Here is a 14,329-nt window from a genome sequence, read left to right on the forward strand (position 1 = left end):
CCCTTTTTTAGCGATCAGATCCCAATAGAATTTCTAAATTTTATAATATTTGAAAGGTACAAACAGCATCCCAAAACATTCTCCATGTTGCTTACCCAAATGTTTGTGATGCACTTTATGTGCTTTGCGCAATCCAATCAGATACTTATTATTTGTGTTTTTGAACCACTTAAATCGTTGGTGAATCAAAACATCGTGAATCATGAAATAGCAAAATCCATACAATGTTATTCCGAGTCCAATGAAAAAGAGATAATTCATTCCGGCTGCTGCACCATAGTAAAAAAGAACGATGCTGGGGATCGCGAAAATCACAAAGAACACATCATTTCGTTCAAAAACAGCAGTGTATTTAGGCTGGTGATGATCGGCATGAAAATACCACATCAGACCGTGCATAACATACTTATGCGTAAGCCAGGTCACACATTCCATAAAAAGGAAAACTCCGAAAAAGATTAAAAAAGAAACCATTATTTTTTTATTTAATTAAACTATACTTTTTCAAAACAACTGAACGTTCACACTAATTTTAATTTATAGGTCACAAAAGATTGAGCCAACAGGCCCGCTTTAGTATAATTAGAAACCCGAATTCTCGAATTCCCAATTTCATGGCAAGGCGTGTTTTCTAGTTTTTTCAACAATTTTTTATAATAGACAAATGCCGTGTAAACCCCAAATTTAGCCTCAATCGGCAGTTTTAAAATCCCCTTATATGCCACATTAAAATCTTCTTGTATTTCCTTTATAATAATCTGCTTCGTCTTTTCATCGAATGAATTCAAATCGACACCTGGAAAATAATTCCGGTTCAAAATTAGATTATCGTCCCTTAAATCTCTCAAAAAATTGACCTTTTGAAAAGCGGAACCCAATCGCATGGCTTCGTCTTTCAACTGTTCGTATTTTTGTTCTTTTCCGGCTACAAATACTTTAAGGCACATCAACCCAACTACATCTGCAGAGCCATAAATATAGGCTTCATATTCCGCTCTGCTATTGTAATCTGATTTCACCAGGTCCAATTTCATACTTTTCAAAAAAGCCTGAATCAAGTCATCAGTAATATTGTATTGCTTCACGGTTTGCTGAAAAGAATTCAAAATCGGGTTCATACTTATCCCGGAATGATACGATTTGTAATATTCTTTTTCGAAATCATTAATCAAATTTTCTTTGTCGAAACCGTGAAATGAATCTACAATTTCATCAGCAAAACGAACAAACCCATAAATACTGTATATGGCATCTCTAATGATTGGTGCCAGCATATAAACCGCCAATGAAAATGAAGTACTGTAGTTTTTGGTAACCAGTTTACTGCATTTGAAAGATACGTCATCAAATAATTGCTTCATGGCTATTGTGCTAAAAATTGCTTATTTATTAACTCCGACACCAGTTTTCCCGAGATTAATGCCGGCGGAACACCCGGTCCAGGAACGGTTAATTGCCCCGTAAAATATAGATTCTTTATTTTTTTACTTTTTAATTTCGGTCTTAAAAAAGCGGTTTGTAATAAGGTGTTCGCCATTCCATAGGCATTTCCTTTATACGAATTGTATTCCGAAACAAAATCATTTTTACAGAACGATTGCTTAAATACAATGTTGTTTTTTACGCTTTGTTGCGTTAAAGTTTCAAAACGATCTATTATAATATTGAAATATTGCTCTCGCAATTCTTCGGTATCTGTAATCCCAGGCGCTAACGGAACAAGAAAAAATCCGGTTTCCATTCCTTCAGGAGCAGCCGTATTATCGGTCAACGAAGGAAAATTTGCATAAAACAAAGGTTCCTTTGGCCACTGCGGTTCATCATAAATATCCTTTGCATGCCGATAAAAATCAACATCAAAAAATAATGCGTGATGGGACATGTTTTCTATTTTTTTATCAAAACCCAAATAAAACAATAGTGATGACGGAGCAAAAACACGGCTGTCCCAATATTGCTCTGAATACGCCCGATATTCCTTATCCAGCAACGTTTCGGTGTGATGGTAATCCGCTCCGCTTAAAATCAAATCGGACGCAATCGTTTCACCATTTACAACTATCGCTTTTGCCACTTTATCGGCAACAATTATTTTTTCAATAGTTGAATTCGTGTGAAACGCAACTCCTAATTCCTTTGCTAAACTTTCGATCGCACGAACTACGTCGTACATCCCCGTTTTAGGATACCAGGTTCCAAGACCAAAATCGGCATAATTCATAAAACTATAAAAAGACGGTGTGTCAGACGGCTTCGCTCCAAGAAATAATACTGGAAATTCCAATATTTGAATTAGTCTTTCATTCTTAAATTTCTTATGCACATCTTTACTGATGTTACTAAAAAACTGCCCCACTTTTTTAGCCGTTTCCACCGTTACCAATTCCAATGGTGAAAGTCCCGGACGATATACTAAATCTTTAATGGCAATATCATAATTGCGTTTGGCTTCCGCGATAAATTCATTTAATATTGTACCGCTGCCCTTTTCAATGGCTTCAAAAGCGATTGTAATATCCGGTAAATTATCTGCAATGGTGATAAAATCAGCAATACCATAGTAGACTCGATACCCAGGCGATAATTTTATGAGCTCATAGTAATCTGTTGTTTTTTTATCAAAATCAGCAAAAAAACGATCAAATACATCTGGCATCCAATACCAGCTCGGTCCCATATCAAAAGTGAATCCATCGCTTTTTAATTGCCGGGCTCTTCCGCCAATAGTGGTATTTTTTTCAAAAACAGCCACGTCATGACCACTTTTAGCCAAATAACAAGATGCTGCCAAAGCTGAAAATCCCGAACCTATAATTGTAATTTTCTTTTTCATTTGTTCAACAAATATACTAAAATATTAAACAAAAATTAAATTTGATCAATTAATTCCGAAATGGAATCGAAAACTGAAACTTTATTAGATAGGCCTTCCTTATTAATACATTCGACCAATCTGCCGGCAAACCACAACTCCGTGTTATCGTCTACCAATTCAGCGGTCATTTCCGCGACATATTCATTTACGGAATCGCGCTCAGGCTGAACTGTCAGGTAGGATATGAAAACAATAGGATTAAAATATTTTTTTAAATCTTTCAAATTTTCAATTGGCATACTCTCCCCCAGGTAAATCGTTTTATATCCCTGCAAAAGGATTTCATAATTCAAATACATCAGACCTAGTTCATGTATTTCATTCATTGGAAGTGATAAGACAAATACCTTATCAAATTTGGTTTGTTTCAAAACCTGAAGCTTTTCGGTATTAACCAATAACTTTTGCTTCACCAGATAACTGATAAAGTGTTCATGTGCCGGAGTAATCGTATCGGTTTGCCACAACAATCCCAACTCATTCATCAAAGGAATAAAAACCTCATGAAACATTTCCCTGAAAGATCTGTCGGCAATCAACCAATTGTAAGTATTAAAAAACAACTCCTGATCAAAATTCATCATTGCCATTTTAAAGGCACTGATAGCATGATTTTTTGTGTTTTTTGCAGAAATAATCTCTCTTACAAGGGAGGGTATTTTTTCGGGAGGGTACGTAGCAATTTTTGATATTTTATAACCATAATCATGCAACAAAGTAATATTCAAAAGCTTTTGCAAACTACCCAAATCATACAATCGAATGTTCGTATCGGTACGCATTGGTTGCAGTATATTGTATCTTTTCTCCCAGATTCGTATGGTATGCGCTTTTATTCCAGAAAGATTTTCAAGATCTTTTATACTAAAAATGCTTTTTATATTGTTCATTGTTTATGTAAATTTAATAAACAAATATAAAATATTTTTCCCTATAAATTTGAAATAAGCTGCAAACTATTGTTTTATTCTAAAGTGACATTATCAAAGGCATTCAATTTGTCTAAATTCAAGATTGTTTTAGAATTATCGGTACTTCGCGCGTACATCGGCTCAAATTTCGCTCCATAAACAACCTCATTAAATGTATAGGAAGTTCGAATTGCAACCGTATTGCTAAACATATCATCAAAGGTTTTGATATATACAAGAATTTCACCGTGAGTATTTTCAAAATCCTCTTTAGTAAAGTTATAAAGGGGACTATTTTCGGTAATTGGATGCACCAAAGTCCAGCTTAAGGTTAACGCATTTATTTTATCCAATTCCAGCTCTAAAGAGTAGAAATTATTAGTCATTATACCATTTTCTTCAATACTCATTCCAAGAGTCATCTTTGCTTCAGCATCAGTGAAATTCGTGTTTTTGAAAGGTGTGGTTCTAATCATTAAACCCTTGATTTCTCCATAAGGTGCAATCAGGGCATTATCGGAAAATTTCAAAAATGCGGTGGGTTTGCTAAATCGCCCGAAGAATAAACCCGTAGCAATAGCAAAACTCAACAAGCCAATTAACGCTTCAGCAGCAGAGACGAGACTTGCCATGAACCCTGAAGGACTGATATGCCCATACCCTACTGTGGTAAAAGTTTGGGCACTAAAAAAATAGGCCTGACCAAACTGTACCCAATTCGATTCTGAAGGACTGATGCCGTCCAAATGTTCTATGCCAATTCCATAATAAATGGTAGCAAACACAAAATTAATTCCAACATAGAAAGATAAAATAATAAGCATGAATTTCCATATTGACATATCAATCATCGTATGATACCAACTGATCCGATGCAAAAAATACAGGCCTCGTTTCTCTATATTGGCAGTTCCGTTTTTATTGACAAAACGCCCTCCATAACTGTTGGCGTTTGTTCCAAAGCCAGTATTTTTATCTGCTTTAGCTTTTAAATTGATATTTCTCAAAGAGGCCATTTCATTTCAATTAGTTGTGAGTAAAATTAGTTAAAATCTTTTTATAAAAACAGGGCTCCTTTAGCTTTCAAATGCGTCTTTAATTCGAAAAAAAATCATTTTATAGCACAACTATTGCTTTATGGATCCATTTTTAAAGGGATTATTTTATAAGGAGGGCAGGAAATATTTTCAAATTTAATTTGAAAATTCAATAAAAAAATAATGCTGCAAAACAAATCAAACTAACTGAAAATCAGTATCTTTATGTTAAATTTTTCTTTTATTATATAAAACCCAATGTTATGTATAACGAGATATTAAAAGATAGAATTGAAGCTGGTTTATTGCTTTCAGAAAAATTACAAAAATACAAGAATACCAATAGCGTTGTTCTTGCTGTCCCCAGAGGCGGAGTACCTGTGGCAGCTATAATTGCCAAAAGTTTACATCTTCCTTTAGACATTGTCCTCTCCAAAAAGATTGGACATCCCTACAATAAGGAATTTGCCATAGGTGCCGTATCAGTAGATTCCACAATTATTGACGAACATCCTGGTGTTCCCAATGAGTATATAGAAGAAGAAATTGTGCGTCTGCGAAAATTGTTACGTAGAAATTACGAACGCTATATGGGCAATCGCATACCTCTTGATATAAAAGGCAAAAACGTAATCATAATAGACGATGGTATAGCAACTGGAAATACCCTGCTGGTCACCATAAGTATGCTGCGAAAAAAAAATCCTGCAAAAATTATTGTTGCAGTACCTGTAATACCCTATGATACCGTAAACACCTTTGAGAAAAATACGGATGAATTTGTCTGCTTGATTGCCGCCAAATCTTTTAGAGGTGTAGGTGGATTCTACGAAGAATTTGATCAAGTCGAAGATGACGAAGTAATTAAAATCTTAAGTGCTGCAAGCCCCTGAATAGCACTACAAATCTACTTATTGTTTATTTTAAAAAATTAATCATGGAGAAATTAGATTTGGATATCCCCTTGTCATCTATGACATTGAAAGGGGATTTAGTGATTCCTGAAAACGCAATTGGGATTGTTGTCTTTTCACACGGAAGTGGCAGCAGCCGGTTCAGTTCCCGGAACAGAATGGTAGCAGAATTGATTCAGCAACAAAAAATAGGCACATTCCTCTTTGACTTACTTACCGAAGAAGAAGATCGTATTTATGAAAACAGGTTTAATATTGATTTACTGACCAACCGATTAATCGAAACTACCTTATGGTTAATGGGATATAAAGGCGCTAAAAACTTACCCATAGGCTACTTTGGAGCCAGCACGGGAGCAGCATCAGCATTGGGGGCGGCAGCCCATTTTGGAAAAAGAATAAAAGCGGTAGTTTCAAGAGGCGGACGTCCTGATTTAGTCCTTAATGAACTGCCATTAGTAACCGCTCCTACGCTACTCATCGTCGGCGGTGAAGATGTTCCGGTTATTGGGATGAATAAAATGGCTTATGACGAACTGCAATCCGTAAAAGAAATGAAAATAATTCCTGGAGCAACCCATTTGTTTGAAGAACCAGGAAAATTGCAAGAAGTCGCCAATCTGGCGATCGTCTGGTACAAGAGACATTTGATAAAAAAAGAGGACTAATTATTGCCATCTCAAAGTCCCCAATTTAAATTTTAATTTAACATTTAAAATCAGTTTATTTATTTTATTAGCATTCAAATCAATTAAAAAACAAACACTCTAACATTTAAATACAAGTACTATGGCAACAGTAAATACGTATATCACCTACAATGGGAATTGCGAAGAAGCGTTCAATTTTTACAAATCCGTCTTTGGCGGTGAATTTTCCTATTTGGGAAAATTTAAGGATATGCCCGTGGTAGAGGGTAAAACCTGTCCTCCCGGAGACGCCGAAAAAATAATGCATATTTCCTTACCCATCAGTAAGGAAACAGCGATAATGGGAAGTGACAGCTTCTCATCATTTGGAGCTAAAACCGTGTATGGGAATAATTTTTCGCTTTCCATCACTGCAGAAAGTAAAGAAGAAGCCGACAAACTATTCAATGCGCTTTCCGCAGGTGGAAAAGTGGGAATGCCAATGGATGACGCTTTTTGGGGCGGCTATTTTGGAACATTTACTGATAAATTTGGTGTGAATTGGATGGTGAATTTTGAAAAAAATAAAGCAGCATAAAACCAATTTTAAAATATCCCGTTAGAAAAGCCCCAAATTAGGGGCCTTTTTTATGTTTAGCGGCAAACTATTTTAGGGACTATGATGTAGTAATCCAGACCGTGTGGCTTTGCAAATTAGTGACTCTCGACAAACACCTGTCTCTTTAAACTGGGATTTGAATCAATAGGATATAGTCTCTGAAATAAAAACAGCTTCACAAATTGAAGAAAAACTGGATTATGCAGTTAACCCTTTTTAATAGCGTACATTAGACAAAAATTAATGTCTATAGCGCATAAGGTTCGATTGGTTGAAGAAATATTTGGCCGTCTTGAAAATGAAATTACCACTTTCAAATCAGAAACTACTTTACATTGTCGTACTGGCTGTGGCAAGTGCTGTTCCACCCCAGACATAGTTGCTTCACCTTTGGAGTTTTTGCCGTGGGCCTTGTATTTATTTTTAAACGGCAAAGCCGAAGAAATGGTAGTGCAATTAAACAACAAATCCGACAGAAACTGCCATTTATACCGACCTCTTGCTGTTTTGGACCGTAACAACGGAAGCTGTAGTAACTATCGTTATCGCGGATTAATTTGCAGGCTTTTTGGGTATGCCGCCAGCAGAGACAAATATGGCAAACTACGATTGGCCACTTGCAAAATAATAAAAGAAGAACAACAAAAAAACTATAATGATACTGAAGAGGCCATCCGCAAAGGATTATATGTACCCATTTTTTCTGATTATTATATGCAACTCACACAAATAGACAATAGGCTAGCCACTATTTTACTCCCAATAAACGAAGCCTTAAAAATGGCCATTGAAGAAGTCCTGCATTATTATGCCTACAGACCGTTTCCCGGAGATCTCGCAAATTAGAATAAAAGTAAAGCACTGCACGCACGGATTGAACAATACAAATACTACTGCTACTGCTACTGCTACTGAAGCAATCACTTTTTTTCCTAAATTAGTTGCATAAAAATAAATTTTATGAAAAAGCTAACCAAAGAAGATATCAGTCAGGAGATTTTTGATTTGTATGACGACTATGCCCATAATAAAATAGAAAGAAGACAATTTGTTGAAAAGTTATCCCTGTTTGCTATAGGCAGCGTTACTCTTCCCTCACTTCTTAGCTTTATGACGCCTAACTACCTGGATTCTATTATAATCAAACCCGAAGATCCCAGATTAAAATCAGAATACATCACTTACGAATCGCCCAAAGGAGGAGGAACCATCAAAGCGCTTTTGTCCCGACCAACCGAAACCAAAAAAAAATTACCTGGAATCATTGTAGTGCATGAGAACCGCGGGCTGAATCCTTATATTGAAGATGTAGGAAGAAGAGCTGCAGTCGAAGGATTCATCACTCTGGCACCAGATGCATTATCGCCCTTAGGCGGTTATCCGGGAAATGATGATGCCGGAAGAGAGTTACAAAAAAAACGCAGCCGTGAAGAAATGCTCGAAGACTTCATTGCAGCCTATAACTACCTAAAATCACACAAAGACTGTAATGGCTCGGTAGGTGTTGTTGGATTTTGTTTTGGAGGTTGGATCGCTAATATGATGGCGGTTACGATTCCTACTTTAGCTGCTGCGGTACCTTATTACGGAGGACAACCCACTGCTGAAGAAGCCGAAAAAATAACCACGCCCATCATGGCGCACTATGCAGGTTTAGACACCAAAGTAAACGAGGGCTGGCCCGCTTTTGAAGCAATACTTAAAAAGAATAAAGTAGGACATACCGCCTATTTCTATCCCGGAGTCAATCATGGTTTCCACAACAATACCACTCCAAGATACGACGAAACAGCCGCTACTTTATCCTGGACACGCACTATCGACTTTTTCAAAGAGAAACTCAAAAAAAAATAATTTCAGAATCGCGCGATTTGATAAAGAGCGGGAAAAATAAAATCAATAAAAAATGGAATCAACTTTCAAAATTTGGACTGCAAATAGAACTATTTTCTTAACCTTTTTAGAACAATATTCATTAGAACAATTAAATACTATCCCTCAGGGATTTGGTAACAATATAATTTGGAACATTGGTCACGTTGTCGTATCACAACAAGGATTAGTTTACAGAAGATCAAAAGTACCGGTATGTATTTCTGAAGAATTATTTGAGCGTTACAAAAACGGAACAAAACCAACAGGTACAACAACGCAAATAGAAATTGACGAACTCAAAAAACTGCTAATTTCATTAGTTGAAAAAACAAAAATCGATTTTAAAAACGAAAAATTCATTTCCTATGATGCCTTTACAACAGGAATCGGATTTCATTTATCATCAGTAAAAGAGGCAATAGAATATAATAATTATCATGAAGCGCTTCACCTTGGATTTATAATGAACATTCGAAAGTTTATCTAAAACAATGAGCCGCTAACAACGATTTGAATTTTAACCTTAATTCAAAAAAAATAGTTTTGTGTCGGATTAGTGATAAGAAATCCAAAAAATAAAATTAACTCCGTAAAAAAAGCCCCAAACGGGGCTTTTACTTATACTAAATTTAAGTGTTTATTTACTCAAATACATTTTTCTTCTAGAGTACAATTCGTAGAATTGATCGTCTTTCAAATCATCAATAAACAAGATGCTTTCTCCTGTTGATTTCATCTCTGGCCCCAATGCTTTATTCACATTATGAAATTTACTGAAAGAGAAAACCGGCTGCTTGATCGCAAATCCTTTCAACTGTGGGTTGAAAGTAAAGTCGGTTACTTTATTGTGACCTAACATTACTTTGGTAGCATAGTTTACATAAGGCTCTCCGTATGCTTTTGCAATAAATGGAACCGTACGGGATGCTCTTGGATTCGCTTCAATGATGTATACAATATCGTCTTTTATCGCAAACTGAATATTGATTAAACCAACCGTTCTCAAAGCCAACGCAATATTTTTGGTATGGTCTTTAATTTGTTGCATTACGAATTCGCCTAAGTTAAACGGTGGCAAAGTTGCATTACTATCTCCAGAATGCACTCCACAAGGTTCAATATGTTCCATGATTCCTATGATATACACATTTTCCCCATCACAGATCGCATCAGCTTCGGCTTCGATTGCACCAGCCAAATAATGATCTAAAAGCAATTTATTTCCTGGAATCGTTTTCAATAAATTGATTACGTGTTCTTCTAATTCTTGTTTGTTGATGACAATTTTCATTCCCTGACCACCCAACACATAAGAAGGACGAATCAATAATGGAAAGTCTAAAGTATCAGCCAAAGCAGAAGCTTCGTCAGCTGTTTCAGCAATTCCAAACTGAGGGAAAGGAATTTTTAAATCAGTTAAAAGCTCTGAGAAACGTCCTCTGTCTTCGGCTAAATCCAAAGCATCAAAACTAGTTCCAAGTATTTTTATTCCGTATTTAGACAGTTTTTCGGCCAATTTCAAGGCAGTTTGCCCACCCAATTGTACAATAACACCTTCCGGCTTCTCATGTTGGATAATATCGTAAATATGTTCCCAGAAAACCGGTTCGAAATACAATTTATCGGCTGTATCAAAATCAGTCGAAACCGTTTCTGGATTACAGTTGATCATGATGGTTTCATAACCACATTCTTTCGCGGCAAGCACCCCATGCACACAAGAATAATCAAATTCGATTCCTTGCCCAATTCTATTTGGGCCCGACCCAAGAACAATTATTTTCTTTTTATCAGTAACAATACTTTCGTTGTCAACATAACGTTCTCCGTTTGCTTTTTCTATTTCAGCTTCAAAAGTCGAGTAATAGTAAGGCGTTTTTGCTTTGAACTCAGCAGCACAAGTATCAACCAGTTTGAATACACGATTGATTTTCATTTCTGAACGTAAATTGTGAACCTGGCTTTCCAGACAACCTACCATATGTGCAATTTGTCTGTCTGCAAACCCCTTTTGTTTCGCTTCCAATAACAATTCCCTTGGCAAAGATTCTACTTTATAGTTTGAAATCTCTTTTTCTAAAGTATATAATTCTTCGTATTGTTTCAAGAACCACATATCGATTTTAGTGATTTCATGAATGCGGCTCAATGGAATTCCCATCGCGATAGCATCATAAATCACAAAAACACGATCCCAACTCGCAAAAGTCAGTTTCTCGATAATTTGTTCGTAGTTTTTATATCCTTTTCCGTCAGCTCCTAAACCATTTCTTTTGATTTCCAATGACTGAGTCGCTTTATGTAACGCTTCTTGGAACGAACGTCCAATTCCCATTACCTCACCAACGGATTTCATTTGAAGTCCCAACGTTCTGTCAGCTCCTTCAAATTTATCAAAGTTCCAACGTGGGATTTTAACAATCACATAATCCAAAGTAGGTTCGAATAAAGCGGAAGTTGATTTGGTAATTTGATTTTGCAATTCATCTAAATTGTACCCCAAAGCTAGTTTGGAAGCAATCTTTGCAATCGGATAACCCGTTGCTTTTGATGCCAAGGCTGATGAACGGGACACACGAGGATTGATTTCAATCGCAACGATATCTTCTTTATCATCAGGTGAAACCGCAAACTGCACGTTACAACCTCCAGCAAAATTCCCAATGCTTCGCATCATTAAGATGGCCATATCACGCATTTTTTGGAAAGTGGTGTCAGATAATGTCATTGCAGGCGCAACAGTAATTGAATCTCCGGTATGAATTCCCATTGGATCCATATTTTCGATAGAACAGATAATCACAACATTGTCGTTTTTATCTCTCAAAAGTTCCAATTCGTATTCTTTCCAACCCATCAAAGCTTTATCAATTAAAACTTCGTGAATCGGTGATGCTTCTAAACCTCTGGTTAAAAGTTCGTCAAAATCTTCTTTTTTATAAACAATAGCAGCTCCGGTTCCTCCAAGTGTAAACGAAGGACGAATAACTAGTGGAAAACCAAATTCTTGGGCAATTTCTTTTCCTTCAAGGTAAGAAGTAGCAGTTTTTGCCGGTGCAGCAGGAATTCCTATTTTTTCAAGCAATTGTTTGAACTGCTCTCTGTCTTCAGTAATATTAATGGCATTGACATCAACCCCGATTAATTTTACTCCAAAATCAGACCAAATTCCTTTTTCATCCGCTTCCAGACACAAGTTCAAAGCGGTTTGTCCACCCATAGTAGGTAAAACGGCATCGATTTGAGGATGTGCTTTAAGGATTTCAATAATTGATTTGGTCGTTAATGGTTTCAAGTAAACGTGATCGGCCATCGTTGGGTCGGTCATAATCGTAGCCGGATTGGAGTTGATTAGAATCACTTCAATTCCTTCTTCACGAATAGAACGTGCAGATTGTGATCCTGCATAATCAAATTCGCATGCTTGACCAATAACAATTGGGCCTGAACCTATTATTAAAACCGATTTTATGGATGTATCTTTTGGCATTGTATGGTATTATTGTGTTGTGTAGTTATTTTTTTTAAAAGTTCAAAGTTACTCAACTTTAACCCCTTAGCATTAAAACTTAACATTTTTTAACGATAAGGTATAAAAAAAGGCGATACTAAAGAAAGTAACGCCTTGTTGATGTTTATAGAAACACTATTTTTTGTGTCTTGGTTCACAAGAAACAGTCAATTTATGTCTTCCTTTAGCTCTTCTACGCGCAAGAACTTTTCTTCCATTAGCAGAAGCCATTCTGTCCATAAATCCGTGCTTATTTCTTCTTTTTCTTTTCGATGGTTGAAACGTTCTTTTGCTCATTGCTTTGTATCTTTAAAATCTTATTTATATGTCTTCCTATTTTGAATAACTGTTATTCTAAAACCGAGTGCAAATATACAAAGACTTTTTTTTCTCACAAGCAGTTTTGTAAAAATATTTTCAATTCCTTTTACTATATTTGTGATCTTAAAATAAACACACTATGTTTCACAGAAATATTAAACTTATTATCGCCGGACTTATTATAGCTACTGGCATTTGGCAATTTACAGAAGGAAATATCGGTAACGGAATATTCCTTATTTTATTGACCGCAATTCCTATTTTTCTCTACTTCAAAAACGAATTCATCTTACTTGCCTTCTTAAAACTAAGAAAACAGGATTTTGAAGGGGCTAAAAAATGGTTGGCTTACATCAAAAACCCAGAAACTGCTTTAGTAAGAAAACAACAAGGATACTTTAATTACTTACACGGAATCATGCTTTCACAAACGAATATCAATCAGGCAGAAAAATATTTCAAGAAAGCGATTGAGTTAGGCTTATCAATGGATATGGATTTGGCTGTAGCTAAATTAAATTTAGCAGGAGTGGCAATGACCCGTCGCCGAAAATTAGAAGCTACTTCCCTATTGAATGAAGCTAAAAAATTAGACAAACAGAATATGTTGAAAGATCAGATTACAATGATGAAAGAACAAATGAAGAAAATATAATTCATACCATTATTGAAAAAGGGTCAAATGATACACATTTGACCCTTTTTTTTTGTCTTCAAATCAATATCCTTGCAAAGGAATTTCAATTTGGTATTTTTTACCTGCATCATTCAACAATTTCGTTTCCCTTAGCCAGGGATTGTGTATTTTCAAAATCTTATAGTTAATTCCTTGACTTTTTGCAAAATCAGCTAAATCAGTAATCGAACTGTCAATTTCGATTTTCCGGGTAGGCAACGTTCCATATAAATCTTCAGCAGCAATTGTAAAGCCATATTTTATGGGATGTTCCATGACCTCTTTCAAAGCTAAAATTCTGAAAACATAACGGGACGTTTCTTCGGTAAGCAGCAAATCATAATAATTGGACACTTTTTGAATATCAATTTGCTTATTGACTCCTGACATTCCTCCGTTATAGGAAGCCGCCGCCAATGTCCAGCTACCAAATTTTCCTTTGGCACTCAAAAAATAACTGCAAGCTGCTGCGGTAGATTTTTCTAAATCGTAGCGTTCATCTACATTTTCATTGACTTCCATTCTTCTTTCTTTGGCCGTATCCGGCATGAATTGCCACACGCCTCTGGCTCCTGCCGGCGAAACCACGTTCACTAAACCACTTTCTATAACAGCCAGATATTTAAAATCATCCGGAATACCATTCTTTTTCAAAATAGGCTCAATTATAGGAAAAGCGCGATTGGCTCTTTTTATAGCCAAAATAGTTGACGCATGCAGATTTACATTTACTAACAGTTCCCTGTCCAAACGTTCTTTAACATCCGATATTTTCAATGGCGTTTCTTCGCCTGCAAAATCCAGTTTTACAGGAAAAATCGACACTGATTCTTTCTTTAAGTCTTTTTCTTCGTCTGGATTTCTAGCGGCAAAAATAAATATCCCACTCGCAAAAACTACGGTAAAGAGTAGCGTAAACTTATTTATCAATTTCATATTTTCATTTTTTTAAGTCTTTAGT

Annotated in this window: 15 protein-coding genes; 7 read left to right on the top strand and 8 right to left on the bottom strand. The window is 36.0% G+C overall.

Features of this window, described 5'->3' with window-relative positions:
- Positions 1-33 precede the first annotated feature (33 nt).
- The 5 genes from ACNQGH_RS14750 to ACNQGH_RS14770 form a co-directional block, all read right to left on the bottom strand.
- Entirely contained in the window at positions 34-474 is a 441-nt protein-coding gene (locus ACNQGH_RS14750; RefSeq protein ID WP_417956789.1) for a sterol desaturase family protein, read from the bottom strand.
- 47 nt (positions 475-521) lie between these two features.
- Complete coding sequence (locus ACNQGH_RS14755) at positions 522-1,361, bottom strand: phytoene/squalene synthase family protein (protein WP_417956790.1); 840 nt, start codon at positions 1,359-1,361, stop codon at positions 522-524.
- 2 nt (positions 1,362-1,363) lie between these two features.
- Entirely contained in the window at positions 1,364-2,833 is a 1,470-nt protein-coding gene (locus tag ACNQGH_RS14760) for a phytoene desaturase family protein (protein WP_417956791.1), read from the bottom strand.
- 35 nt (positions 2,834-2,868) lie between these two features.
- Complete coding sequence (locus ACNQGH_RS14765) at positions 2,869-3,765, bottom strand: MerR family transcriptional regulator (protein ID WP_417956792.1); 897 nt, start codon at positions 3,763-3,765, stop codon at positions 2,869-2,871.
- Between the two features lie 74 nt (positions 3,766-3,839).
- Entirely contained in the window at positions 3,840-4,802 is a 963-nt protein-coding gene (locus tag ACNQGH_RS14770) for an ion channel (RefSeq protein WP_417956793.1), read from the bottom strand.
- A 284-nt stretch (positions 4,803-5,086) separates the two neighbouring features.
- Here ACNQGH_RS14770 and ACNQGH_RS14775 point away from each other — a divergent pair, with 284 nt between their 5' ends.
- The 6 genes from ACNQGH_RS14775 (at position 5,087) to ACNQGH_RS14800 (ending at position 9,347) form a co-directional block, all read left to right on the top strand.
- Positions 5,087-5,716: a phosphoribosyltransferase gene (locus ACNQGH_RS14775; RefSeq protein WP_417956794.1), complete on the top strand. Its 630-nt coding sequence runs from the start codon at positions 5,087-5,089 to the stop codon at positions 5,714-5,716.
- Between the two features lie 44 nt (positions 5,717-5,760).
- Positions 5,761-6,405 carry a dienelactone hydrolase family protein gene (locus ACNQGH_RS14780; RefSeq protein WP_417956795.1) on the top strand — a complete coding sequence of 215 codons (645 nt, stop codon included), beginning with the start codon at positions 5,761-5,763 and terminating at the stop codon, positions 6,403-6,405.
- A 121-nt stretch (positions 6,406-6,526) separates the two neighbouring features.
- Positions 6,527-6,964 carry a VOC family protein gene (locus ACNQGH_RS14785; RefSeq protein ID WP_417956796.1) on the top strand — a complete coding sequence of 146 codons (438 nt, stop codon included), beginning with the start codon at positions 6,527-6,529 and terminating at the stop codon, positions 6,962-6,964.
- A 264-nt stretch (positions 6,965-7,228) separates the two neighbouring features.
- Positions 7,229-7,831, top strand: a complete 603-nt coding sequence (locus ACNQGH_RS14790; protein ID WP_417956797.1) for a YkgJ family cysteine cluster protein — start codon at positions 7,229-7,231, stop codon at positions 7,829-7,831.
- Between the two features lie 114 nt (positions 7,832-7,945).
- Positions 7,946-8,839, top strand: coding sequence for a dienelactone hydrolase family protein (locus ACNQGH_RS14795; RefSeq protein ID WP_417956798.1), 894 nt, complete (start codon positions 7,946-7,948; stop codon positions 8,837-8,839).
- Between the two features lie 52 nt (positions 8,840-8,891).
- Positions 8,892-9,347, top strand: a complete 456-nt coding sequence (locus ACNQGH_RS14800; protein WP_417956799.1) for a DinB family protein — start codon at positions 8,892-8,894, stop codon at positions 9,345-9,347.
- Positions 9,348-9,497: 150 nt separating this feature from the next.
- Here ACNQGH_RS14800 and carB read toward each other — a convergent pair whose 3' ends face one another.
- Together carB and rpmH are read right to left on the bottom strand one after the other, a co-directional pair.
- On the bottom strand, positions 9,498-12,350 hold the full coding sequence (carB, locus tag ACNQGH_RS14805; protein ID WP_417956800.1) for a carbamoyl-phosphate synthase large subunit: 2,853 nt from the start codon (positions 12,348-12,350) through the stop codon (positions 9,498-9,500).
- 156 nt (positions 12,351-12,506) lie between these two features.
- Positions 12,507-12,668, bottom strand: a complete 162-nt coding sequence (gene rpmH, locus ACNQGH_RS14810; RefSeq protein ID WP_007136275.1) for a 50S ribosomal protein L34 — start codon at positions 12,666-12,668, stop codon at positions 12,507-12,509.
- Between the two features lie 163 nt (positions 12,669-12,831).
- Between rpmH and ACNQGH_RS14815 the strand changes: the two genes are divergently transcribed.
- Complete coding sequence (locus ACNQGH_RS14815; protein ID WP_417956801.1) at positions 12,832-13,347, top strand: DUF2892 domain-containing protein; 516 nt, start codon at positions 12,832-12,834, stop codon at positions 13,345-13,347.
- Positions 13,348-13,410: 63 nt separating this feature from the next.
- On the opposite strand, the gene ACNQGH_RS14820 is transcribed toward ACNQGH_RS14815, so the two are convergent.
- Positions 13,411-14,304: a lytic transglycosylase domain-containing protein gene (locus tag ACNQGH_RS14820; protein ID WP_417956802.1), complete on the bottom strand. Its 894-nt coding sequence runs from the start codon at positions 14,302-14,304 to the stop codon at positions 13,411-13,413.
- Positions 14,305-14,329: the final 25 nt, after the last annotated feature.

Origin of the sequence: Flavobacterium kochi, from assembly GCF_048286715.1 — a bacterium.
Lineage (GTDB): Bacteria > Bacteroidota > Bacteroidia > Flavobacteriales > Flavobacteriaceae > Flavobacterium.